Below are 21,148 nucleotides of genomic sequence, written 5' to 3'. Positions count from 1 at the left end.
TTTCCCTCAGAATGCCAGCTTAATAGACTTGTGTTAACTTAAACTGGAATGATTGAACGCCTCGGTGATTTCCCTTTTAAAAGCGACATGTCTTGGATACTTCTTTTTGTATTTTTCGATAAAACTTAATCCTTCCTGCCTGTTTCCCCTGTTTGCCATAGTTTCCGCCACCGCCACCAGTAATCTGGCGGCTTTATGGTAGCTCCCCCGATATTGGTTGCTGACAATCGCATCGACTCTTTTTCCTGTTTGCTCTTTGCACCAGTTGAGATAGAATTCCTCCTGTTCAGCCGATAATTCACTCAAAGGCAAGATATGATCCATTACTTTGCGGTATTGTTTCACATAACTATTATCTGAATCATAATCTATACCGGCTGTTGCTTCAATCAATTGCTGTTCAAGAACAGATGAATCTATCCTTTTCTTTGACAACAGGACCAGCATAAATGCAACAAAAATAAATTTTGGATTGTCATAGGAACTCCACCCCACGGGTCCCTTGCCCTTACAAAGTTCGAATATTTTTTCATGCTGGCCGGCTAAAAGCAGCGCGTTTGCATACACCCTATCCGAAAATCCGGACGTGTTGCGCTCCGGGAGAATATTCCTTCCGGTATCCCCGGTTTTCTGTAATTGCTTTAATCTTTTTACTGCTTCGTTCTGTACGGCATCCAGGCAGCCATGTTTGATGGCAATAGCATATAAATCAACAAGATGTTCCATTGTTGGTTTGGAGAGGAAACATTCTTTATGCCCTTCCAGCTTCAGATCATCGTTTTGCAGCTTCTCGCCAATTTTTACAAGAGTTGCTGCAATCTGTGCCCTTACAATGAAATCTACGGGGATATTGGACAATCCTTCTTTTGCCACTTTCACAATCTCGCCATCAGGGTGGCCGCCGTTTTCCAACTTTTGAATCCAATCTAAATATGCCGCCGGGTAAGTATCGGCATGTTCCTTTGCAAATATTGATAATGCCGGAATGCCGCCCTTCAGGAAAACGGCTTCCCTAAGCAAATCCCCGGAATAAAACGTCCGGAAGTCTTTTAAAAAATCTATCGATTCTTTCAGAAAAATATCAAAGTCCGGCAGCTCGGTGTCCAGCACATCCCTAATATCTATTAATTTCAATTGAGACCGTGCAAAATATCTATAGTTCTCCATTGCCTCGTAAAAGGCATTTACCCGTTCTCCGGGACTGGCATTTACATAGACGGCTCGAAGAAACAGGGTAACCTGCTCATTTACATCTACTTCCAGCATATCGGCCAGATCCACATCACCGGGAAGATAATCTGATTCCATTCCCATATCAACAATATCAAATAACTTCCTGTATGCTTCTTCAGCAGCCTCGGTGTTGCCTCTCAGCATCATTTCTCTTATCTCTAAAAGAAATTCAGCTACTTCCTCCATCCAGCTTTCATCGCCATAGGCTCTTTCATCATGGATTTCATAGTCCCAGCCATAGCCGTCAAAAAAATCGCCATTCTCCACCCGTACTCCAAAACCCTCAATCTCATGGATAAGACTTTCTTCATCATATAGTGAATCTTCTATATCTTGCTTTGGCTGTAATCTGTCCAAAAACTCCTCCCTCTTTGTGGGCGGCACTTCGCTGGCCCAAGTCAGTATAGCTTTTTGCAGCTCCTCCTCAGAAAAGGCGTTTAACTGTTTTTTTACTTCGTTCATAAATTCTTTATAACTTAACACCGATACGATTCCTCCCTTTGCTTTGTCACTATACTTTTTATTCAGCCTCTGCTTTGCATGGAAGCAACAGAAAAAGTTACCGATATGTAAAAGGAACTCCGAGCCTTGAAGAAACAGCAAATGCATGGCCACTAAAAAAATTGTACTGAGAAGCCCGGAAAGACAAAAAAACTCCGCTCGAACTAAACGAAATTCTTCTTATCCAAGTATGAAGTTATAAGATAAAACATCCTTATTTCGTATAAACAATAACTATTTTAGGCTTTTATGAAATACGAGTAATTCCCCTTTCTTTCCCATCACTCTCATTCCTTTATCTATAAATCCGCTTCGCTTATAAACGTGCTGTGCAACGATATTTTTATGGTTAACCGCGAGGATGATTTCCTTTTTGCTTGGAAAATGTTTTTTTACGAATGAATCCAGCATTCTTAACGACTCAATAGCAATTCCTTTTCCTTGGAATTCCTTGTTAACGGAATAGCTTCTTATTAAGATAGCATCCTTGTTCGTACTGTATGCCCGCACCCCTTCTCCTTCGTCCAGGATCAAAAAACCCGCCGGTTCCCGATGATACAAAATAACGATGGGATATTTTCCAGGATCCTTTTCACATTCCGATATTCCTTTTAATGGTAGTGAAGCATATACGCTTTGCTCTTCGGACAATTCATATTCACTTAACTTGGTATAATAATCTTTTTTATAAAAATCGAGAGTTATCGTTTCTTTATTATGTATGTCCATCTTACTACCCTCCCCCTTTTGTTCAAAATAAGTTTTGACCACATTTTAATGCTTTCTTGCATAAATTGTATCACTCCTCAAGGGTGGTTTTTTTACGGCCGGTGCGGCGGCTTATACGGCGGTTACGGATGGCGGCTTCGGCATGCACAAAATGTTCGCTTTAATCGTCGTGCTTTCCATGCTGCTTGTTATCATCGAGCTGTAATTTATTAACACTTGATTGCCATAATGACGGATTATAGTCCCCTAAAGCCCGGATCTTTTTCAGAGAAACCGCCAAGAGCGCCAACTTCAGGCGCTCTTTTTGTTTTTGACCATCCTTTATTAAGCGGTAAAACCGCAAATCCGATATTTCGAAGCCCGCACCAATAGTGATTGCGAATTACATTTGATTCCGAAAACCTGGCTGGTTGATTTTACGCAATTAAGGCCATCATGAGACTGTCTTGAATTATCCAGAAAGCGTACAATCAGTACTTTCCAAATACCTTTAACTTCGGATTTGCGATACATAATTTCTGAAAATATGTTGTTTTCATAATGCCAAATCCAATCAGAGCACCAAGGATATTGAGAATGAAATCATCAATATCAAAACTTCCTCTTCTTGTAAACAATTGTATTGCTTCAACAATTAATAACATTGTCATCATGGACAAAAAAAATATGCCCGCTTTATTTGTTTTTCTGAAAAAGATCGGAAGATATATTCCCATTGGCAAAAATAACATGACATTCCCAACGAGGTTTTTTACAGGTATATCGATATTCATGCTTCCATCAACCATTGCCTTCAAATATATATTGATCGTTTTAAATGGAACAATATTTGACGAATACCTTATGTATTCCAGCATTGTCAGATCTGACCATGAAGCTCCCCTTGAGCCCAAGAATAATACAATCAATAACGCGAATAGATAAAATACAAAACTAATACAAAAAATCATTTTCACTATTTTTTTCATATTCTCCCCTGCTGTTCTTTATTTAGTTGCCCTTGGGCAACCTATTCCCAACTACTATTTTAATCTATTTCTGCTGATATGGAAAAAAGAAAACTGATGAAATAAGCAATGCAAGTTGCACCGAACAAAGCAAAATCCCCCGGGGTAAGGACTATATACAAACTGAATGGAAATGCCAAATAAAAGCGATGAACATGAATGAATTTTAAGAGCTTAATGAAGAATGAATGGCCAAACAGGCAGGAAGAAACACCAAAAGAATGTAGTTACAACTGGTCCGGCATCCGCGGGATTGGAATAGGGATTAAAAAAATGAGAACAAGCCATCATATCAAACTTGCTCCCCTTAACAATAACTCTATAGCAGGGATGAAACTTTAAGCATATTTTGCATTACCTCCCTTAAAGGGATGGCAGCCGCCGAAACAGCCGCCACCTTATTCGTCTGACCTTAAACTTTCTTATATTGAAATAAAATCATATATACTTTAGCAATTTTTGAACCAGCTCTTCATATTTGACGAAAAAATCCCTTATTGGAATTACCGCAAAATAAGATGAAGCTTCTGCATCAGCCAATATGCATTTATCATAAATGAGACTGATATGGAGTTCATGTTCAGGTTTTATGCCTCTTTTTATAAGCGAGGCCGCCAAATCTGCATATAATTTTTCGGCCACTTCATCAATGGACCTTTCTGCGGCAAAGCGCCCCGCAAAGCTGTTCCACCACACATCGAATGCCTTATAAATTTCGCTAAAATCCTTTAAGCCAATGGAATTTACCGGAAACAGCCTTTCATAAAATAAATCTTTTTCTTCATAAAATATGTATGCACCGTTTATATGGTCGTCTGCTATTCTTTGTGAAACTTCATTCCACAATTCATTATATTTTGATTCGAAATTTTCATTAAAAGTTATTCTCAATGGTAAATATGGAAATGTAACTTCTCCTTCCTTTCGACTTTGATTGAGAAAAATATTTTGAATGTAAATCAAAAAATTCAAAGCAAAGGAGGCATCAATTTTCATCAAAAGTGAATTTTCCACTTTTTCCTCTCCCTTTTTTGAAGAACTATTAATGCCGGAAAAAAGCTTGGTTCATCGCTTTCTCTTTTTCTTTTTATCGGCTGTCAGAAACAGGTATAAATGAAAAATGTCACTGCATCTATCGCGACAAGCAACAGATTTCCGATCCAGTACTTGTAACAAAATTTACCTATTTTACTATGAAAACGGTGTTTTTTTTGATGATTCATCTATTTACTATAACTAGGCATGTTAAACATTTATTCGACTTTTTTCAAGAAAATTTGGGGAGAAACAGTGGCACTGCAACCCTATTCGACATTTTCCGAGGAATTTCAGGGAGGGGCACCGCCACCTACTGCTTTCTGATGATCCCATTTTTAAAAGCATAAATGACAGCCTGCGTACGGTCCTGCACTTCCAGTTTGCTCAATATGTTGCTGACGTGTGTTTTAACGGTTTTTATGGTGATAAAAAGTTCATCGGCAATTTCTTTGTTTGCTTTCCCTTCGGCCATGAGTGTGAGAATTTCCATTTCGCGGTTCGTTAAGTCTTCATGGAGGGGGCGCATTGTACGATGATGCAGCTTTTTCATCATTTTATCCGTAACCTGGGGTTCCAGGACTTTTTGTCCTTTGTATGCGGATCTGACAGCATCCGCTATGTCGCTGGCTTTGGAGGTTTTCAGCATATAACCGGCGGCTCCCGCCTCCAGGGCCGGATATACTTTTTCATCATCCAAAAAGCTTGTCACGATCAGAATCTTCGCTTCCGGCCATTCCTCCAGAATGGCTCTTGTGGCATCGATTCCGTTCATGCCTTCCATCACCAAATCCATTAATATGATATCCGGGCGCAGCGACAGGGCAAGGTCAACGCCTTGTTTTCCGTCCCCCGCTTCGCCGATCACTTCTATATCCTCTTGAACCGACAAATAGGCCGAAACACCAATTCGAACCATTTCATGATCATCAACCAGCAAAACTTTGATCATTGTTCATCTTCCCTCCTCATTTGGCAGAGGAATTTTCACTTCGATGCTTGTTCCCCTTCCCGGCAAACTGACGATCTTGACATGACCTCCAATTTCCGATGCCCTTTCCCTCATGTTTGTCAATCCGTAGGAACCGGCTTTTTGATCGTCCATGTTAAAGCCCTTGCCGTCATCAATCACCTTTAAAAAAACGAATTGATCCACCTTCATCATATGCACTTCAAGCGTTTTTGCTTTAGCGTGTCTTAAAGTGTTAGAAACCGCCTCCTGCAATATCCGGAACAAGTGATCCTCAATTCCTTTTTCCAATTGAATGTCCTGTAAATTCCATGTAACCTTCAAAGGCAGTTTGGCCGTCAGTTCGGAAAGCAGTTCCTGCATCCCGATTTTAAGCGATTTGCCTTCCAGCTGAATCGGCCTGAGATGAAGAAGCAATGCCCTCATTTCAGATTGGGCTTCATTTATGATTTCTTCAACCATTATCCTTTGTTTTGCTGTCGTTTCGCTTGTTGGATCGGGGCTTTGATTGATTGCCGATAAAAGCATCGTTGCAGCAAAAAGCTGTTGGCTGACAGAATCATGAAGCTCTCTTGCCAGCCGATTCCTCTCCTGAGTGAGAACCTCTTCTGTTAATTCACGGTTCCATTTCACCCGTTCGTTCGTGAATTTTTGATACAGCAGCGTTTGCTCTTTTAGTCTGGACCTTATGTGATCGATCCCTCGCCAGATCGACGAAAAATGATCCTTTTTTGCGGACGGAATCGTGACCCGGTCATAATTTCCCCCTTCCAGTTCCAAAAGGCTCCATTCGATCTTTTCCATTTGTTTGTCAATAGAGATTCCGACTATGTAACCGGCAATCGCCCCTACCAACAAACAGACGGCAAGGATAAAAAACACATTTGGTACAAGCAAATAACTTTTTTGCAGCAATAATTCATACCAATCCGTGTCAACAGTGAACAGAAAAATCAAAAGAACAAACAGAAAAACGAAGAGAGCCAGGGACGCAAAGTACAATGACAATGTTCTCGCCATTTTCATGTGCGTCTCACCTCAACATCCCCGAACATAACACTTGTAACAATTTTTATTCTCCGGGATGTTTTGTCATCTCCGCCTGAATAGTAAATGACGTTGGAATTCAACAGCTCTTCTTCCTGATTGAAAATATTCAACTTGCCGCTGATGGCTGAGTGGTTAATGGTTACGGAAGCATCAATAGGCACGAAGAGCTGAATATTGCCAACCAAACCACGAATGAGAACGACACTTTCTCCAGGCGGAAGCATGGTCATTCCAAGATCGATAATCGTATTTCCAAACCCGGACTGTATATTAATATCATCCCACTCAAATATTTCATTAACAACCCTTCGGTTTCCGGAAAGCATGTTCTTGATAAAGGGGGTTTTCCTGGTGACTTTAGTTTGATGGTCGGGCGGAATGGTATATACATTTATTCTTTTTGGCTGATTTTTTGTTTTTGAATATTGGATAAGTGCATAAATGGCCGCTGCAAAAATGAAAATTTTAAAAACAGCTGTGGAAATGATGGCGATCATAACAAGCGAAACACCGATGATTAAATATATTTTCTTTGACTCTTTATGCTTATGGCTTTTCCAATAATATATAATGAAACAACCGATGAGAAGAGGGACAAAAAGCCTCCAATTGATCAGAAGCTCCAGCGCCAATCCAATTCCCGCAAACAGGATGGCCCAGCCCATTTTGCTGTTTCTGCTGAAGTTTTTCATTGATGTCCCTCCTCATCGATAAATTGTTCATTTCTGATCCTCTTCTAGTCTATCACGAATGATCGCTTAATTCACCGGAATCTTGTTTGCTTAATTCTTTTGCCAGCTGCTGAATGCGTGCATCAAAAATGCTGATCTCATATTCATCATTCGCTTTCTTTTCTTCCCGCTCGAATAATTTTTCAATATTTTCCATGTTTTCGGCAGGTATTCCAAATTCGGTTTCTTTCAATACCCTGTTCATTTTGTTTTTCATTAAGACGACGTTTTCCTGGCCCATCAGTTCCAGTCGTTTCATATGCATATCTTTCAGTTTCAACTTCATTTCCCGGTACTTTTGCTCCAGCTCTTCCAATTGGTTCACGGAATTGTCATAGGCAAGTTTCAGGCGCCCGGCACGTTCCTCATATTGGGCCTGTTCGCGCAATGCGATTTCTGATAAATCTTCAGCCCCTGCTTTTAAGGCAATTTCCCCTTGCTCTTTTCTCTTTTCAGCCATTTTCTCGATCTGCTGCCACTCTTTGTAGAATTCATCCTTCAAAAGCTTCTGCCTTTCTATCAGCTTTGCGGCTTTTTTTACTTCTGCCTCGCTTTCGCGCAAATATTGATTGAGCATGGAAATGGGATTTGGATCCTTCTTTTTTTCGGCAACTTCATAGAAGTCATCCTTTATGGCTTGTTTGATTCTTTCAAATAAAGTGTTCATGTTCTCAGTCTCCTTTTTTTTATAGATTGGTACGGCCTTTTTCAAGATCTTTCCATTGGCGTTCAAAATTCGTGAATGGATCGTGCTCTATTTCGACCTCTTCTGTTTTTTCCTTTTTCCAATTTTTATATCCCACATAAAGGACATAAATGGCTGCTATTCCTGCCAATGCCGGCAAATTGCCCAGCAAACCGGACAACCCGATCAGGCCAAGGATCCCCCAGGCAATTTTTTGCCATGTGGAACGGGTTTTTAAAAACTGTTTCAGTGAAAAATAGACGATGATCAAACTGATCGCCAACCCGACAATATTTCCCAGGCTTGCAATCGCGATGATGGCCAAAATGACCGCCAAAGTAAAAGTAAGCAAATTCTTCATGTTAATCTCCCCTTTCATACTTGTTGACTTTATCTTACAAAATGAATGACGATTGCCAAACGACCTTAAGCCCGGTTTTTCCCTCGGTCTTGAGACTGAGATGCCAAATCACATTCGCCAGCAAGAATTTTCGGGGAGTGACAGCGTATAATGGAAAATTGGACGCAGCAGGTATTTTTTTCAGCTTCAAATTCATAAAAAAATTCATACTATAACAGTGAAAAAAGACTGCTAATTTGCAGTCCTCTTCAGCTCTTGTATTGAGTGGTTGGCATTGTATGTGTCGGCTACTCATAACAATACCTTTATCCCAAAGTAGTCAACAAAACCATAATTCCATTAGTTAAACCATGAATCATTACTGATGGCCAGATCGAATTGGTTCGTTCATAGGCTAAAGCCAAAATGATACCACTAAAGAAATTTACAGGCATTGCGTTATATGTTGGAATATGAATAATAGTAAAGATTATTGCGCTAAGTAAAATAGCCCCAATAAATCCAATGCGTGTACGCAACCAGCGATATATAAAACCGCGATAAAAAATTTCTTCGTATATGGGTGAGATAATTGCTGCAGAGATAAAGGCAATTAGAACTGTCAAGAAAGTTACATTTTGCTGGATTGCCTCTGTTTTGCTGTTCTCCCACGAATTCCCTATGAAAATAGTAAGCAGCATTATTATCACAGCACCAACCATTAAGATAATGGAAAATATAACAATGATTTTCCAATCCTTTACAGTGAATTTTTTTATCCCTACTTCACTCCAAGAAAGTTTTTTTGGACGAAGTGCGATCAAATAAACACCTGAAATCAGAATAATTGCTATTGTTAACCCCATTAATGTTCCAGCATAAAGATCATTATCAAACCAGCGAGAATAAATGGGGTGAACAACGAATTTAATACATCCAATAACTAATACAAATTCAATTAGCATTAATAATATGAATTCTTTTATACCCCAACTGTCTTGTTCTTTCCAGTTTATTTCCATTCGTCATCCCTCTTCCTAAATAAGATATAGTCCAAATATATTAGATGACGTTACGTCGCTTTCAAGCATTTTTTTAGGAGATAATGAAAATGAAATGATGGACTACTGGTGAGGGTATTTAAATAACGAAATATATCCGTTCGCACATTTCCTTGCTATGATCAGATTAATCTCCTTACGCCAAGTTTTAGGAATGATAACGGAAAGCGATATTGTTCGGAGGATGACTTATTTCATTTAGAAAAAGTTTTAAGCCTTATCTAAAATTGTGAGGGATGATCATAAAAAAAAGTCCCTGACAAATATGCAAAAAATTCAGCATATTATGCCAAGGAACTACAGAAATCAACCTGGTGGAATTTAAACAAAGCGGGGTTGTTTGGGCTGGAACAAAGTGGTGCTTTACAATATTGACGCATGATATATGCCTTTTTGTATGATTTTAAAAGTTACACATAAATGTGTGGCTTCATAAACAGAGCGAAGACCATTATTCTGGAAATACGCCAATCAATATCCCATTATATGGGATATTTAAATACATTTACTACTTTTTAAAATGCTTATCTACTAAGAGTTTTCCTTCTTGATCAAACATAACAGTCAGCCCGGTACCAAACCCTTCCTGGTGCAGCATATACAAGACCCCGGTTTCATTATCACAAATAACTTTAGTAACGTTTGGTTTTCCTTGCGTGTAAATTTCTTGGAAACTCAAATTGCACCTTTCCATTCTTGATCAGCAAATATGCATCAAAGGAATTTCCATTTTTACTTTTGAAACCTTTAATAAGGCTTGTTTTTCCACTACCTAACATCTTCTTAATCATCGTCTTACTTAATTTTTTCCCGCAAAAGACTTGGTCAATCTGAAAATGTGCAACCATTTTGATATTCGGAACATCCGTAAAACTTTCCCTTGTCCTGGATCTTGCCGGTCCCACACAATGGGCACGGTCCTATAGCGGATTGCTGCTATATTCCCCCGCCCTCTGCCTCTAATTGAATGACATGGCGCGGTGCATTTTCCATTAAAGATAGAATAAACTTTTCTATCCGTTGGATAAAGATATCCTGCGAACCTTGCCCGTTGCCGATTTTAAATAAATACCGTTCCCATTTTCCCGTCATTTCCGGGCTTGACAACAGTGTGCCTTCCACTGCCCGGCAGAGAGTTTTCCCTTTTTCCGTTATATGCACGATGTTCTTTTTAACTTCAATATACTTTTGGTGTTTCAGTGTTTCAATGATGGCTGCACGAGTGGCTTCGGTTCCAATACCTTCCGTTCTATTCAGCATTTCCCTTGCTTCTTCGTCTTCAATGTCTTTACCGGCTTTTTTCATCACTTGAATCAATCTGCCTTCAGTAAAAGGCTTCGGGGGCTTGGTCATGCCTTCTTTCATCTTTACGGCAACGGTACAAGCTTCCCCCTCTGTCATTATAGGAAGTGGCGCCTCTTCCCCTTTTATCTGAGGTGTTTTGGATTCCTCTTTGGCAAATATTGCCTTCCAGCCTTTTTTCCGCTCTGTTTTCCCTGTTTTTTCAAATAGGAACCCATTCACATTTACTACAACTTTCGTCTCTTCATACTCATAATCAGGAGCAAACATAGCAAGAGTGGTTAAAATTACTTCCCGATAAATCGTTCGCTCCTTGTCGGATAATGAATGGATGTTTACGGGTTGTTTAGTGGGGATGATGGCATAGTGCTCCTGGACTTTGCTTCCATCGACAAATCTTTTTTGCGCATTTGGATAAGCTACCTCAAGGGTAATACCTGCAGCATTTTGATAATCGGAAAGACGCTCTTTTAAATAAGCAAATTCATTTTCCGTAATAAAATGGGTGTCCGTCCGTGGATAGCTGATCAATTTCTTTTCATACAAGCCCTGGGCGATTTTCAAAACTTCAGACGGGCTGTATTTCCACAGTTTATTGGCTTTGCTTTGCAAGGAGGAGAGAGAATGGAGTTTGGGGGACTTTGTTCTTTTTTGCACTTTTTCAATCCGCTGGATGACTCCCTTGTTTTCTCCTTCGGCCACACCATGCTCTTTTAAAACGTTCTTTGCCTCTTGTTCGGATGGAAACCGTTTCCTATGTATTGCTTCAAAATGTCCGTTTTTTACCGTTGTATCTCCAATCCATTCGTAAAAAGGCTCCGGCTTAAAGTTTTCAATTTCCTTTTGGCGCTTATAGATTAAATAAAGTGTCGGAGTCTGGACCCGGCCGACACTGAAAGGGCCACGCAGTCCTTTTTGCTGCAACAACAATGTATACAGCCTCGAAGCGTTCATTCCGACAAGCCAGTCACTGAATTGCCTCGTTTGCGCCTCCCGGTATAACGGAATATAATGATTTCCTTCTCTTAAACGGCGGAACCCTTTTTGTATTTCGTCCGTTTCCAACGAATTGATCCACAGCCTTTTCGTCGGTTTATTCGCCGCTCCGGCCAACTGGATGATGCTTCTCGCAATATTCTCCCCTTCCCGGTCACAGTCCGTGGCCACTATGATTTCCGTTGCCGATTGGAGCAAATTCTTTACCAAATTGAACTGCTTCCTCTTATCTTTTGCTACTTGAAACCTGAACTGATCAGGAAAAACCGGCAGCGTTTTCAGGGACCACTTTTTCCATTCTTCTTTGTAATCTTGCGGTTCCACCAATTCAACCAAATGGCCAAATCCCCAGGTAATAAGCGCTTTTTGATTAAAAAAACGCCTGTCATTTACTTCGATATAACCACCTTTTTTGTTTGTATGATTGAATGCTTCGGCATAAGCCCTTCCCTGGCTTGGCTTTTCGGCTAAAATGACGATGGACATATAACCGCTCCCTTCATATGAATCTCCTCTTCTTAGCCTTTTAAGAACCGATTCGGCTTGAAGAGGGGTTTCCGCTTAAGTTCATTATACCTGACAAGATGCTTGCCAATTTTGTTTTCGTCATCCGACGTCTGCCCTGGACGAACCGGAACATACGTTCTATTTTCATTGTAAGAGTACTTTAAAGATAATGCAATAGAAACTTGTTTTTTTCTTCGCTGCTAAATAAAAAAGGAAGATTTACTGAGACATGTCACGTGAACCGCCACGAAATGGATCATCATTTCTCCAAGTTATCAAGTTATTGTTCTCCTTTTATATCTAAATCATCTGAACAATTCAAATACTGAAAGGTGCTGTCAAAGAGAGGCTTTGAAACAACTGATTACTTTTCGGTACGGCATTTCTCCCACTCCATCATTCGCCAATTTTCGGAGAGTGACACTAAAAAACTCCCCTTGAATTTTCTTAAGGGGAGTTTGTGTTATGCCAAAACCAATTTCTCGTTCTCCACGGCATTTCCATTGCCGACGATCTCCTGGACTTCATGGCCATCGAGTGTCTCTTTGTAAAGCAAGGCTTCGACCAAATTTTCGTATTCCGTTTTGTGCGATTTGATCAAGGCTTCCGTTCTTGCGATCGCTTCGTCAAACAGCTCTTGCATTTTGATTTCTTTTTCTCTCTTGTCAAACGTTAATGTAAAACCATCCTGGAGCATTCCGGTATCGACCATTTGTTCCAAAATATGCTTGGCCTGCTGGACATCGCCGCTAACCCCGATACTGTGTTCACCGAGATAAAGGCGCTCAGCCACACCGCCTGCAAGAATCATGCTGACCTGGTCAAGCAATTCGCTCGTCGTGGACAGATGCAGCTCTTTCTGGATGGGAGCGACAAAGCCAAGTGCCTGACCACGCGGGATGATCGTTGCTTTTCTGACCGTGTTTGGCTTCGTGAGGGCTTGTACAAGTGCATGGCCTGCCTCATGTATGGCTACACGGCGTTTTGTTTTTGGATCTTTCAACGACCTGGATGTGCTGCCAAGGATCGTCCTGTCGATCGCATAATCGAGGTCTTCCTTTCCAATTTCATCTCTTCCTTCACGGACGGCCTTTCTGCTGGCCGATTCAAACAATGAACTGATTTCAGCACCGGAAAAACCTGACGTGCTTTCGGCAAGCATGTTTAAAGAAGCGGTTACTTCCTGCGACAAGCTTTTTCCTTTTGCATGAATGTTGATGATTTCTCTTCTTCCTTGCGTATCGGGAAGCGGAACATGGAATGAAAAATCAATCCGGCCCGGCCGCAAGAATGCATCATCCAGCATGTCCTTCCGGTTGGTTGCCGCGATGAATAAAATTCCGTCATTGGAATGGCCGCCGTCAAGCTGAACGAGCAGTTCCGTCAACGTTTTTTCGGTTTCTTCACCGCCGTGGGCTTTCCTTTTCCCGGCAAGCGCATCCACCTCATCAATAAAAATGACAGCCGGCGCCTGCTTGCGGGCATTTTCAAACAGCGACCGAATCCGGGAGGCGCCAACCCCCACGAACAATTCCGTGAAGGCGGATCCGGATGAAGAGAAAAAAGATGCTCCAATTTCACGGGCGATCGCTTGGGCGAGAAGTGTTTTTCCCGTGCCGGGCGGCCCATATAATAAAATTCCTTTCGGAGCTTTGATTCCAAGGTTGGCGGAGCGTTCGGGATCTTTAATAATTTCCAGCGTCTGAAGAATCTCTTCTTTCATTTCTTTCGGCAATCCGCCCACATCATCGAATGTAATGGATGGAAGGGGTGTCTCTTTTGCCGTGCTGTTCTTCATGGTGGAAACGCCAATTTTTCCTTTTTTATGCAAAACGAACGCGGCACCAATCATGAGGATGATAAGTCCTCCAATAATCCAATTGCCTGCTTGGCTGCCGTTCGTATATTTATAGCTTACATGGTAAGTTTGAACAAGCTTTTCAACCATCGGACTATTCGGTCTGACATGGGAGATGAACTTGCCTTCCGGCGTCTTTAAGTATAAAGTCCCGTCAGACGTTTCCTTAAGTGAAACCAGCTTGCCATTTTGGGCCTGAATTGTTTTTTCCATTTGCGAAAATGGAATGACGGTTCCCCTGTCGAAAGATTGAACCGCCCACGCAATGCATGCCGCAACGACAATCATACCAATGGCTAGAGGAATAATCTTCGCTGTAATCTTGGAATTCGATTTCACTCTTCCATCTCCTTATTAATATAGAAATCTATGTTCTATAGTATAACATCTAACAGGAGATTAGGCTATAAGTCATATTATGGCATGTCAGTGAATTTCTTTATGAACAATGGAGCGCCATTCCAAATCACCGCGTTCCAATCCGCGAATCAGCATTTCGGCTGTTCCCATATTGGTTGCCAGCGGAACACCGTAAACATCGCTCAGCCTCATCAGTGCGGATACGTCCGGTTCATGCGGCTGGGCCGTCAATGGATCCCGCAAAAAAATAATCAGATCAATCTCGTTTTCCGCAACGAGGGCCCCGATTTGCTGGTCCCCGCCGAGCGGGCCGGATTGAAAACGCCGAATTTCCAGGCCCGTTGCCTCCGAGATTCTCGTCCCTGTTGTTCCCGTTGCAAACAACTGGTGCTTTTCCAAAATAGATTGGTATGCCATGGAAAATTCGACTATGTCATCCTTCTTCTTGTCATGTGCAATCAGCGCTATACGCATAATCGTCCCCCTTCTTTTCCTGGTCTTTGCAGCCGGACATTACTGTTCCGTTATTTTACCGGCTGTTTTGCTTTTTCCCTTCATCCATTCAAGCTGGCGGAGTCTGATGTCGAACAGTTTTAACGGGTTGTGGAAATTTCCCGGATTCGCTCTCATTTCATCCAGTGTTGCCTTGTTTTGGTCAACCTTTCCCTGGATTTCATCAGCCGATCGCCTCAAGACTTGAAACGGATTGCGGAAAAACAGTGAAATATCTCTCGGAATTGCTTTTTCAAACAATTCAAATTGCCGGAAAAACTTTTCAGCGATTGATTCCGCCGTATCGTCATAATTTTCGTTCTCTATAAATTGCCGGTATCGATTATACATGATGGACTGATTGGCCGGTATCACTCCAAACAGCTTTCCTGCACTTTTTAATAAAACTTGTGCAGGCGTTCTTTTCAGTAAAATGTTTTCTTTGTCTATTTGGATGGTGCCCGTCATCCGGTCGGCGTCTCTTTGCCAATCACCAAGAATTTGAAAATCACATGCCAGCTTGAGCCGCTCTTCACCGAATATAACGTTGAATCCTTCATTCCATTCAATTAATTGCTCCTGGGCCTTGTTCAGTTCTCCTTCAGAAAATGCGATCCAATCCTGAAGCGAGCTGATATACGTTGGGTGAACCGTGTACTGCAAATAATCGGCGATGCGCTTGTTCATTTCTTCGTTCAATTTCACATGAATGGTTCCAAAGTCGCTGTCTTCGCGAAGAATATTGGCAGATTCCCTAATTAGCTTAGGCACGGTTTTTAAAAGATCCGATTTGATTTCATCTTTGAATGCCCGGTAAGCGTCGGTCAACACTTTTGTTTTTTCCTCTTCCAAGTCGTACAATTGATGAATGGCTCCCTGGATTTTACCCAGCACATCTTCATCAAGCTCAATCGCTTCAGTAAGCTCCCTTTGGATTTTTTCCCGCTGTTTCAGCAAGCTTCCGATCATTCTCCTGATTAAATAGACGGAATGACTCGTGAGAAGCAGGGGATTTTTCTTTTTTTCAAGCCCTCTCAATATGTTTTCCAATTGGACATCATTTATTGTATCCGAAAAGACCAACAGGTTTGCTTCAGGGAAAGCTTGGGAGATTCGCTGTTTGATTTTGTCGAGCCTTTCATCCATCATCGGCTCATTTGCCTGTAAAATGAAATAGACCGGATATTCGGGAACGTGTTCCTTTATTTCGTTTAGCAGCTCCCGTTCATCAATGGTCAGGGAAGCTTCTTCATTCAATATGAAAAACATACACTCGCTCATCCGGATACTTTCAATCAGATTTTCCTTCCTGCCGGGAAAATGTAGCACCGGATAATCTATGACGGATAAACGATTTTCCGACAGAAAGCGGCTTGGCCATGTATATTCGATCAAGGCGTCCGGCTTGCGTTCCCCTTCAACCAATTCATCGTTTGTTCTCATCGTTGAAATATTTTCATTTGTAATGAGGCGAAATTCGGTCATTTCTCCATGCCCGTATAATACCGGAACAGGCGAGTCGAAAAATTCGGCATCCGGACGTCTTAACAGCATATCGACAAAAGAAGACTTGCTGCTTACAGACGTACCTGCTATCAAAACGGTTTTATGATCCAACATAGCCAGCCTTTGAAACATCCATTTTAATTTTGGGTGAATAGCAGCATTCATTTCGGATGCCCATAGTTCAATCGACTTGAATAAATCCTGGCTGTCAATAAACAGGCTTGGCTGAGCCGAAAGCCGGTCAAGAATTTCTTGGGCCTCCTGTATGGAAGATTCTCCCACACTGGAAGGGAATACGTCGTTCCAGGCGAGCGTTCCGGCCGCAGCAGCGGGAGCTGTATCCGAGTCAGCCACTCGAAGCCATGATGCCAAAAAGCCAGGGACGACTTCTTTGAGCCGATCCAAAGGAAAATCGCCGGAAAGCAGTTTCTTAAAGGAATCGGAAAATGTTGCAGGCAGTTTATTCCACTGGTAGGGTACCATCTCCGACCCGGTAATTAATCCACTTAACTCTTTCAGCCAGGACAGGTAGTTATCCTGCTTTTTAAAATTGTCCCATAGAGCAATCGTCATTTGTTCAAACAGTGGCAAGTCAATCGATTTCAATGCCGTCAGCGCCTGGACAAAAAAGCGCGGCTCCTGTGTACTTGCATGACCGTTTTCTATATAATGGAGGAGCTTCCGGAACCACAGCCGCGATTTTGTCCTGATCGCCTCGCTCATCGTCAGATCCAATGCACTGGTCCAGTCATGCTGTTCTTCAAAAAATGCACACGCGAGTTCCGTAACATTTTGATAGTCCGGATTCAGTACAACGGCATTTTTGATCATTTGATCCGCTTCTTCCGTTTTTCCCTGCTGCAAGTACAAAGAGAACAGCTGCAGTGCCACTTCCGTATTCAAGATCAGGGAGTCGGATGAAATCGATTTATAGATATCCTCTGCCGTACTGAGCAGATCCAATTCCATATAGGCATCCGCTATATTTTTTTTCGCCCACGGCTCCAGTTCGTTATGTATATTCTCCCATTTGAAGATGGCCGCTTCATAGTCGTGATTTAAATAGTATACTTCTCCCTGTGCAAAACGAATATAGGAGAGGTCCGCCATATCTTTCTTTTGCTCGGATCCGTAAAGCTCCCCCAGTACGCGAATCGGATGTTCTGTCTCATCCCCTTTCAGAAAATGTTTTTCATGGTAAAGCTTTTTTACCAAATATTCTTCCTTTTGCACCTTCATCACCCCGCCCAATCAGAATATGACATATACTAATCATACTATATTTCATAGCTCCGTTTCTTGCATCGTTGTCTCAATGTAAAACAAATGAAATAATGAGAGCGATTACACCGTTTTTTTTGTCATTTTTCCCTTTTTATTGCGGATGCTATGTGTTAAAATGATCACAAACAAGGCAATTAATGATAAAAGTAATGATGAAGAAGGCATGGAGTAAAATCTTGAGAGAGTCGGTGGCTGGTGAAAACCGATGTTTTTGCTTCAAAATGGCCCAGCACTTCTAAACTGGCTTTTAGCCCGGCGCTTTGCCGTTATTCACTCGAGACCGTTTTTTGCAAAGATGCGGTGAACGAGGGTGGCACCACGGAGATTACGTCCCTCATAACAAGACTGCCATGTCTGTTATGAGGGCTTTTCATTTAACTTCACTTTTGAAAGGATGAACAACAAGTGTTTTTAGACAAAGAATATTTGTTTACGCCGGGGCCGACTCCCATCCCGGACCGTGTAAAAATTGCAATGAACCAGCCGATGATCGGACATCGGGGCGCCGCTTTTCCTGTACTGCTGGAAGATGTGGCAACAAGGCTCCAGCCGGTCTTTGGATCGGATAACCCTGTCCTCATTATTTCAGGCAGCGGAACAGGTGCACTTGAAACAGCAGCAGTCAATGTAATTGATCCTGGAGATGACGTGATTGTTATTGTCGGCGGGGCTTTTGGCGACCGTTTTGCAAAAATTTGTGAAGCTCACGGCGCCAACGTCCACAGGCTTGAGGTTGAATGGGGTACTGCTTGCCAGCCCGAGGAGCTTGAAGATTTTATAAAATCTATCAATTTGAACATAAAAGCGGTTTTTGCCACATATTGTGAAACGTCAACAAGCATTATCCACCCGATCAAACAACTTGGAGAAGTGACGAAACGATTGACAGACGGACTGTTCATCGTGGACGGCGTGAGCTGCATTGGCGGTGTGCCCGCTGACATGGCCGGCTGGAATATCGATATTTTGGTTTCCGGTTCGCAAAAAGCACTCATGCTTCCGCCCGGGCTTGCTTTCGCAGCCGTCAGTGACCACGCGAAAGATGTCATCCGAAAAACGAAAAACACCCGATTTTACTTCGATTTGAACCGCTATTTTGACAATTATGACCAAAAGAAATCAACACCTTTCACTCCTGCCATCTCCTTAATTTACGGAGCCCGGGAAGTGTGCGAAATGATTGAAGAAGAAGGCTTTGAAAATGTCATCAAACGCCATGAGTTGTTAAAAACAATGACGCGCGAAGGAGTGAAAGCCCTCGGCCTCCCGCTTTTGACAAGCGATGAAGCCGCATCTCCGACGGTTACGGCTGTCATGCCCAAGGGCGACAAAGCCAACGCGATCAAAAAGGTCATGAAAGACAAATTGAATATTTCCCTTGCCGGCGGCCAGGGAAAATTATCCGGAAAGATTTTCCGAATCGGCCATATGGGCTACTGCAATCCGTATGATGTCCTTACGGTATTGACGGCATTGGAAATGACGATCAAAGAAATCGAGAACAAAGATGTACTTGGACTTGCGACCAGAAGAGCACAGGAGGTTTGGGCAGAACATGTATAAAGTATTAGTAACCGATGCCATCAGTGACAGCGGGTTAAAAGCGCTGTATGATCATCCGAATTTTACCGTTGAAAAAAAATCAGGCTTATCACCCGAGGAGCTAAAGGAAGTGATTAAAGGTTATGACGCTCTCATCGTCCGAAGCCAAACGCAAGTAACGGAAGAATTGCTTGAATCTGCTGATCATCTTCGCGTTATTGCGCGTGCGGGAGTAGGGGTTGACAATATTGATGTCAGTGCCGCAACACGGAAAGGCATTCTTGTCATCAATGCCCCGGGCGCCAATACCATTGCAGCAGCGGAACATACGATGGCCATGATGCTTTCGATGGCACGTAAAATACCGCACGCACATATGTCCACTTCAGCCGGAAATTGGGACAGAAACGCTTTTAAAGGTGTTGAATTGTACGAAAAAACACTCGGTATTATCGGCATGGGAAAAATCGGGGCAGAAGTTTCAAAAAGAGCGAAAAAATTCGGCATGAATATTTTGGGCTTTGACCCCTACTTGACCGAGGAACGCGCCAATCAGCTTGGCATCACGAAAGCCTCTTTGGATGAAATTGCGGAACAGGCTGATTTTATCACGGTCCATACACCGTTAACGAAAGATACGAAAGGCCTGATTAATGATGAATATTTGGCCAAAACGAAAAAAGGTGTCCGGATCGTCAACTGTGCCCGCGGCGGCATCATTGATGAAGCTGCTTTAGTGCGTGCCTTGAATTCAGGGCAGGTAGCCGGCGCCGCCATTGATGTCTTTGATACCGAGCCTGCATCCAACATGGAGCTGCTTACGCATCCAAATGCCGTAGTCACTCCGCACTTGGGTGCTTCCACTGTAGAAGCACAGGAAAAAGTGGCACAGGAAGTCAGTGAAGAAATCATCGATATTTTCGAAACGGATTCAATCCGCCACGCGATCAACATGCCGCAAGTTTCCGGGGAAACCCAGAAAAAACTGCAGCCGTATATTGACCTTGGAGAGCAGATCGGCATTTTGGCCATTCAATTATTGCAACATGCACCAGACAAAATCGAAATCAACTTTTACGGCGAATTGGCCAAACAGGATACAGATTTGCTGACGAGAACGATGATTAAGGGAATCCTTGCCCATCACCTCAGCGACTCCGTCAACATGATCAATGCCATTCACCTCTTGAACGATCAGGGCGTTGCCTTTAACGTGGTTAAAAATCCGACAAGCAAAGGGTTTGCCAACTATATGGAGCTCACTTTGTATAAAGGAGAAGAGAAGGCAAGCATCGGGGCAACCGTCCTGAACGGATACGGCGGCCGGATTGTAAAAATGAATGAATACAGGGTTGATGTACGCCCTGAACAATATTTGCTCTATATTGAACACCACGACGTTCCGGGAATGATCGGCCGGGTCGGATCCATTCTTGGCAGCCATGATATTAACATTGGAACGATGCAAGTCGGAAGAGCCTTTGCCGGTGGAGAAGCCATCATGGTTCTTACTTTGGATAAAAAAGTGGACGAAGACGTCGCAAAAGAACTTGTTGCGATGGACGGCCTAAGGGCCGTACAATTTTTGGAGCTGCCTGCTGAACAGGTGCCCGTTTATCACTAAGAAAAGCGCAAGCGCCTTGCCCATCGACGTACAGACTGGAGTGCCTCCGACGAGATAAAGGAAACACGGCGACGAAGGCAGGCTCAAGCAGCGACGTCCTCGAAAAAGCTTCGCTTTTCCTTCGTGCGATGCTGATGCTGTCGAAGCTTTCCTTGTCCTGTCGCTTCGCCTGCACTAGCACATCCTGTGCGTCGGAGCCGATGTTGACTTATCGTAGGAAAGCTGCTTCTTTGAATTGGCATCCTGCAGCTTTGCGACGAGGTGAGGGTAACATCCTCGAATAAGCTACGCCGCAGGAGCACATTAGGCGGGAAGTCTGCTAGTCGATAGGCGCT

Annotated in this window: 19 protein-coding genes and 1 pseudogene; 4 read left to right on the top strand and 16 right to left on the bottom strand. The window is 42.6% G+C overall.

Annotated features, from left to right (window positions below; translation table 11 throughout):
* Positions 1–33: 33 nt before the first annotated feature.
* Entirely contained in the window at positions 34–1,716 is a 1,683-nt protein-coding gene (locus AB1L08_RS05540) for a hypothetical protein (protein WP_413063664.1), read from the bottom strand.
* Positions 1,717–1,968: 252 nt separating this feature from the next.
* On the bottom strand, positions 1,969–2,463 hold the full coding sequence (locus tag AB1L08_RS05535; RefSeq protein ID WP_413063663.1) for a GNAT family N-acetyltransferase: 495 nt from the start codon (positions 2,461–2,463) through the stop codon (positions 1,969–1,971).
* Between the two features lie 142 nt (positions 2,464–2,605).
* Between AB1L08_RS05535 and AB1L08_RS05530 the strand changes: the two genes are divergently transcribed.
* On the top strand, positions 2,606–2,668 hold the full coding sequence (locus tag AB1L08_RS05530; RefSeq protein WP_413063679.1) for a YjcZ family sporulation protein: 63 nt from the start codon (positions 2,606–2,608) through the stop codon (positions 2,666–2,668).
* 265 nt (positions 2,669–2,933) lie between these two features.
* Here the strand turns inward: AB1L08_RS05530 and AB1L08_RS05525 are convergent, their stop codons facing one another.
* From AB1L08_RS05525 to AB1L08_RS05490, 8 genes are all read right to left on the bottom strand, one after another.
* Complete coding sequence (locus tag AB1L08_RS05525; RefSeq protein WP_413063662.1) at positions 2,934–3,431, bottom strand: VanZ family protein; 498 nt, start codon at positions 3,429–3,431, stop codon at positions 2,934–2,936.
* Positions 3,432–3,908: 477 nt separating this feature from the next.
* A complete protein-coding gene (locus AB1L08_RS05520; protein ID WP_413063661.1) occupies positions 3,909–4,484 on the bottom strand; it encodes a hypothetical protein in 576 nt (191 codons plus the stop codon).
* A 334-nt stretch (positions 4,485–4,818) separates the two neighbouring features.
* A complete protein-coding gene (locus AB1L08_RS05515) occupies positions 4,819–5,457 on the bottom strand; it encodes a response regulator (RefSeq protein ID WP_413063660.1) in 639 nt (212 codons plus the stop codon).
* A gap of 3 nt (positions 5,458–5,460) precedes the next feature.
* Positions 5,461–6,501 carry a sensor histidine kinase gene (locus tag AB1L08_RS05510; protein ID WP_413063659.1) on the bottom strand — a complete coding sequence of 347 codons (1,041 nt, stop codon included), beginning with the start codon at positions 6,499–6,501 and terminating at the stop codon, positions 5,461–5,463.
* Complete coding sequence (liaF, locus tag AB1L08_RS05505) at positions 6,498–7,217, bottom strand: cell wall-active antibiotics response protein LiaF (RefSeq protein ID WP_413063658.1); 720 nt, start codon at positions 7,215–7,217, stop codon at positions 6,498–6,500. Before liaF ends, AB1L08_RS05510 begins: the two co-directional genes overlap by 4 nt.
* Before the next feature lie 52 nt (positions 7,218–7,269).
* Positions 7,270–7,923 carry a PspA/IM30 family protein gene (locus tag AB1L08_RS05500; RefSeq protein ID WP_413063657.1) on the bottom strand — a complete coding sequence of 218 codons (654 nt, stop codon included), beginning with the start codon at positions 7,921–7,923 and terminating at the stop codon, positions 7,270–7,272.
* Between the two features lie 19 nt (positions 7,924–7,942).
* A complete protein-coding gene (locus AB1L08_RS05495; protein ID WP_413063656.1) occupies positions 7,943–8,302 on the bottom strand; it encodes a lmo0954 family membrane protein in 360 nt (119 codons plus the stop codon).
* Positions 8,303–8,607: 305 nt separating this feature from the next.
* Positions 8,608–9,303, bottom strand: a complete 696-nt coding sequence (locus AB1L08_RS05490) for a CPBP family intramembrane glutamic endopeptidase (RefSeq protein WP_413063655.1) — start codon at positions 9,301–9,303, stop codon at positions 8,608–8,610.
* Between the two features lie 132 nt (positions 9,304–9,435).
* Between AB1L08_RS05490 and AB1L08_RS05485 the strand changes: the two are divergent.
* A pseudogene (locus AB1L08_RS05485) lies at positions 9,436–9,561 on the top strand (MerR family transcriptional regulator); the annotation flags it as partial.
* A gap of 289 nt (positions 9,562–9,850) precedes the next feature.
* Here the strand turns inward: AB1L08_RS05485 and AB1L08_RS05480 are convergent.
* The 6 genes from AB1L08_RS05480 to AB1L08_RS05455 form a co-directional block, all read right to left on the bottom strand.
* Positions 9,851–10,036: a DUF6440 family protein gene (locus AB1L08_RS05480; RefSeq protein WP_413063654.1), complete on the bottom strand. Its 186-nt coding sequence runs from the start codon at positions 10,034–10,036 to the stop codon at positions 9,851–9,853.
* Positions 9,975–10,121 carry a topoisomerase C-terminal repeat-containing protein gene (locus AB1L08_RS05475; protein WP_413063678.1) on the bottom strand — a complete coding sequence of 49 codons (147 nt, stop codon included), beginning with the start codon at positions 10,119–10,121 and terminating at the stop codon, positions 9,975–9,977. The genes AB1L08_RS05480 and AB1L08_RS05475 overlap by 62 nt, the downstream gene beginning before the upstream one ends.
* 157 nt (positions 10,122–10,278) lie before the next feature.
* On the bottom strand, positions 10,279–12,126 hold the full coding sequence (locus AB1L08_RS05470; protein ID WP_413063653.1) for a DNA topoisomerase 3: 1,848 nt from the start codon (positions 12,124–12,126) through the stop codon (positions 10,279–10,281).
* 484 nt (positions 12,127–12,610) lie between these two features.
* Positions 12,611–14,344, bottom strand: a complete 1,734-nt coding sequence (locus AB1L08_RS05465; RefSeq protein ID WP_413063652.1) for an AAA family ATPase — start codon at positions 14,342–14,344, stop codon at positions 12,611–12,613.
* Positions 14,345–14,431: 87 nt separating this feature from the next.
* On the bottom strand, positions 14,432–14,839 hold the full coding sequence (gene mgsA / locus AB1L08_RS05460) for a methylglyoxal synthase (protein WP_413063651.1): 408 nt from the start codon (positions 14,837–14,839) through the stop codon (positions 14,432–14,434).
* A gap of 39 nt (positions 14,840–14,878) precedes the next feature.
* The gene (locus tag AB1L08_RS05455) at positions 14,879–17,602 is read right to left on the bottom strand and encodes a tetratricopeptide repeat protein (RefSeq protein WP_413063650.1); all 2,724 of its coding nucleotides are present in this window, start codon (positions 17,600–17,602) and stop codon (positions 14,879–14,881) included.
* A gap of 450 nt (positions 17,603–18,052) precedes the next feature.
* Between AB1L08_RS05455 and AB1L08_RS05450 the strand changes: the two genes are divergently transcribed.
* Together AB1L08_RS05450 and serA are read left to right on the top strand one after the other, a co-directional pair.
* Positions 18,053–19,210 (top strand): pyridoxal-phosphate-dependent aminotransferase family protein, encoded by a 1,158-nt coding sequence (locus AB1L08_RS05450; RefSeq protein WP_413063649.1) that lies wholly within the window; start codon positions 18,053–18,055, stop codon positions 19,208–19,210.
* Positions 19,203–20,813, top strand: coding sequence for a phosphoglycerate dehydrogenase (serA, locus tag AB1L08_RS05445; protein WP_413063648.1), 1,611 nt, complete (start codon positions 19,203–19,205; stop codon positions 20,811–20,813). Before AB1L08_RS05450 ends, serA begins: the two co-directional genes overlap by 8 nt.
* Positions 20,814–21,148: the final 335 nt, after the last annotated feature.

Source organism: Siminovitchia jepli (genome assembly GCF_047228825.1).
In the GTDB taxonomy this organism is placed as follows: domain Bacteria; phylum Bacillota; class Bacilli; order Bacillales; family Bacillaceae_C; genus Siminovitchia.
This window is presented reverse-complemented; position numbering and strand designations above follow the sequence as displayed.

Bases quoted from the DNA above. Each gene is read 5' to 3' on its own strand.
- serA (WP_413063648.1), top strand. From the start codon at position 19,203: ATGTATAAAGTATTAGTAACCGATGCCATCAGTGACAGCGGGTTAAAA.
- AB1L08_RS05525 (WP_413063662.1), bottom strand. From the start codon at position 3,431: ATGAAAAAAATAGTGAAAATGATTTTTTGTATTAGTTTTGTATTTTAT.
- AB1L08_RS05470 (WP_413063653.1), bottom strand. From the start codon at position 12,126: ATGTCCATCGTCATTTTAGCCGAAAAGCCAAGCCAGGGAAGGGCTTAT.
- AB1L08_RS05500 (WP_413063657.1), bottom strand. From the start codon at position 7,923: ATGAACACTTTATTTGAAAGAATCAAACAAGCCATAAAGGATGACTTC.
- AB1L08_RS05515 (WP_413063660.1), bottom strand. From the start codon at position 5,457: ATGATCAAAGTTTTGCTGGTTGATGATCATGAAATGGTTCGAATTGGT.
- AB1L08_RS05475 (WP_413063678.1), bottom strand. From the start codon at position 10,121: ATGTTAGGTAGTGGAAAAACAAGCCTTATTAAAGGTTTCAAAAGTAAA.
- mgsA (WP_413063651.1), bottom strand. From the start codon at position 14,839: ATGCGTATAGCGCTGATTGCACATGACAAGAAGAAGGATGACATAGTC.
- liaF (WP_413063658.1), bottom strand. From the start codon at position 7,217: ATGAAAAACTTCAGCAGAAACAGCAAAATGGGCTGGGCCATCCTGTTT.
- AB1L08_RS05455 (WP_413063650.1), bottom strand. From the start codon at position 17,602: ATGAAGGTGCAAAAGGAAGAATATTTGGTAAAAAAGCTTTACCATGAA.
- AB1L08_RS05490 (WP_413063655.1), bottom strand. From the start codon at position 9,303: ATGGAAATAAACTGGAAAGAACAAGACAGTTGGGGTATAAAAGAATTC.
- AB1L08_RS05535 (WP_413063663.1), bottom strand. From the start codon at position 2,463: ATGGACATACATAATAAAGAAACGATAACTCTCGATTTTTATAAAAAA.
- AB1L08_RS05480 (WP_413063654.1), bottom strand. From the start codon at position 10,036: ATGGAAAGGTGCAATTTGAGTTTCCAAGAAATTTACACGCAAGGAAAA.
- AB1L08_RS05495 (WP_413063656.1), bottom strand. From the start codon at position 8,302: ATGAAGAATTTGCTTACTTTTACTTTGGCGGTCATTTTGGCCATCATC.
- AB1L08_RS05510 (WP_413063659.1), bottom strand. From the start codon at position 6,501: ATGAAAATGGCGAGAACATTGTCATTGTACTTTGCGTCCCTGGCTCTC.